Below are 232 nucleotides of genomic sequence, written 5' to 3'. Positions count from 1 at the left end.
TGTTCCATGATGACGATATGACGTCTTTGGAAAATCGTTTTGTGCATCAGAATTTGGCATTTCGTCTCTCCACAGCATATCTTGCGCAGAGTAGAGCGCAATTGATGATGGCAGGTGCAGAGCGATTTCCGGGTTTGAGTGCTTCGGGCTCCTATCAGCGTAGCCAATTTAGTTGTAAATTCGCCCAAGAAGCGATTGGGCAGGTTGGAAAAGGGTAAGGCTCTGGTACTGC

General features: G+C 47.8%; 1 pseudogene. It reads left to right on the top strand.

What is annotated here, in order from left to right:
- Nucleotides 1-218: pseudogene (locus KB213_RS12370) on the top strand (efflux transporter outer membrane subunit); the annotation flags it as partial.
- Nucleotides 219-232 lie beyond the last annotated feature (14 nt).

Origin of the sequence: Neokomagataea anthophila (assembly GCF_018122595.1) — a bacterium.
Classification (GTDB): domain Bacteria; phylum Pseudomonadota; class Alphaproteobacteria; order Acetobacterales; family Acetobacteraceae; genus Gluconobacter; species Gluconobacter anthophilus.
This window is presented reverse-complemented; position numbering and strand designations above follow the sequence as displayed.